Origin of the sequence: Paenochrobactrum glaciei, from assembly GCF_039522165.1 — a bacterium.
GTDB classification, from domain to species: Bacteria; Pseudomonadota; Alphaproteobacteria; order Rhizobiales; family Rhizobiaceae; genus Paenochrobactrum; species Paenochrobactrum glaciei.
In genome coordinates this window covers 1-1,519 of sequence record NZ_BAAADE010000035.1, presented here as the reverse complement: position 1 = coordinate 1,519, position 1,519 = coordinate 1, and the positions used below count along the sequence as shown (strand labels likewise).

General features: G+C 38.7%; 1 protein-coding gene. It reads right to left on the bottom strand.

The features are described from left to right. Positions 1–262 precede the first annotated feature (262 nt). Entirely contained in the window at positions 263–1,267 is a 1,005-nt protein-coding gene (gene galE / locus ABDZ76_RS17520; RefSeq protein WP_343808642.1) for a UDP-glucose 4-epimerase GalE, read from the bottom strand. Positions 1,268–1,519: the final 252 nt, after the last annotated feature.

Sequence of the window (1,519 nt, the reverse complement as noted above, 5' to 3'; positions counted from 1 at the left end):
CACTCGGCAATGTCACACCGAATGAGTTCGCCATAAAAATGGCTCTAGAAAAACAGGCCGCTTAAGGCCAATAGTATAACCCAAGACTCTCCTGAAAAATGGAGGAGTGTTGGGGCTCAGGTCAATAGCAGTAAGATTTTGAACATCTCAAGTGTTATTTTCTTCTGTTATAATTGCCGTTAAAGTGTATGCTGTGTTACATTCACACCTTTAAATAATTCCATGGCAAGAGCTGATACTATCTAATTTCATCGCTATTAGTTTAGTACCCTGTTGGATTTTTTATTTGCCAATTCCACATATCTTCGCACATTTCTCTTAAGCCTCTCTCTGCCTTCCAATCAAGCTGTTGCATAGCGTACAAAGGATCTGCGTAGCACTCAGCCACGTCGCCATCTCTTCTTGACGCTATTTCATATTCAATTTTCTGATTAGAGACATGTTCAAACATTTTGATGACTTCAAGCACACTGTAACCATTGCCAGTACCTAAATTGTAGGCGTTACATTGAGCTACGTTTAAACTCTCGAGTGCTTTTAAGTGGCCAATCGCTAGATCAACAATATGTATATAATCACGTATGCCTGTGCCATCTTTCGTCGGGTAATCATTACCCCAGATAGAAAGTTTTTCTCTTCTATTACTCGCCACTTGAGCAACAATTGGCATCAAATTATTAGGTATACCGATTGGGTCTTCACCGATTAAGCCACTTTTATGGGCACCGACTGGATTAAAATATCTGAGAATAGCAATGTGCCAAGATGGGTCACTCGTATACAAATCTCTGAGTATATCTTCTACGATCAGCTTAGATCGTCCATATGGATTGGTCGTATGAAGTTCAGTGTCTTCTACAATTGGCAGCCTTTTGGGAGCGCCATAAACCGTTGCTGAAGAGCTAAATACAAGCTTTTTCACATTACAAGATTGCATTGCCTGTAAAAGAGATAAAGTTCCCGCGACATTGTAGTCGTAGTATTTTAGTGGATTTTGGCAAGATTCACCCACTGCTTTTAAACCTGCAAAGTGCATCACTGCTTCGCATTTAAAATCCGTTATTTGTTTTTTTATAAATGCAATATCTCTTACATCACCTTGTCTAAAATTGACTTTTTTACCAGTAATTGCTTCTACACGCTTAACAGCTTCTGGATGACTATTTTCAAAATTATCAATAATAAGAATTGAATGATTTGACTTCAAAAGTTCCACACAAGTATGTGTACCGATAAAACCCGCGCCGCCTGTTACCAGAACATTCATATTTCATTCCTGTATTGTTGATCGAGTAGGATAAATGTACTCGAATTTGATAGGCCATTTGATAATTTTTTTGTCTAAGGTATCATTCTTTAGATAATTTTACATAGTGAACCGCCCCGTGTTTGCCGGAGGGCAATTTGTTCGACGATTATGCAGCTTTATCACATATTCTCATATTCTGATAGAAAGCCTCCTCGGCTTCTACAGGTGTTATATATCCGATTGGCTCCAGCAAACGTTGATTATTGTACC

Coding starts and splice junctions, on each gene's coding strand:
- galE (WP_343808642.1), bottom strand. CDS start 1,267: ATGAATGTTCTGGTAACAGGCGGCGCGGGTTTTATCGGTACACATACT.